The sequence below is a fragment of the Dietzia sp. KRD202 genome, assembly GCF_017168155.1.
GTDB lineage: Bacteria > Actinomycetota > Actinomycetes > Mycobacteriales > Mycobacteriaceae > Dietzia > Dietzia kunjamensis.
The window spans coordinates 1-417 of record NZ_JABFAN010000102.1; the positions used below are offsets into that span (position 1 = coordinate 1).

The window sequence follows — 417 nt, forward strand, 5'->3', positions numbered from 1 at the left end:
GGAGCCGGGTCACCCGCGTGCTGCTCACGTACGAGCAGGTGCGCGCGTACGGTCTGCCGGCGGCCGAGGGCAAGCGCGGCGACCCGCGGTGGCCGGCCTTCGCCCGCCGCCACGGCCTCGACCCCGCCCACCCGGTGCAGTGGGAGGTCGAGGCCCTCGAACCGCACGAGCTGCAGCGCCTGGTCCTCGCCGCTGTCGACCCTTACGTCGACCGTCAGGTGCTCGCCGGGCAGATCGCCCGCGAGGAAGCCCAGCGCCGCGTCCTGGCCGACTTCCTCGGCGGCTGGGTCACGGCGAGGGGGTAGAGCCCGCGGTGCTGGCCCGTCGGAATGTGCGGTCGGGCCAGCAGCGTCGTCGTCAGGTTACCGGCGGCGGGGAACATCCCGGATGCCGATGTTTCCTGCGAATGCGCTGAGC

1 protein-coding gene is annotated in these 417 nt (G+C 73.9%); it reads left to right on the forward strand.

Going from position 1 to position 417, the window contains the following annotated elements; all coding sequences use genetic code 11:
* Positions 1-305, forward strand: a 305-nt coding sequence (locus J1M64_RS19085; RefSeq protein ID WP_206475222.1) for a hypothetical protein, incomplete at its 5' end; no start/stop codon positions are given.
* Positions 306-417: the final 112 nt, after the last annotated feature.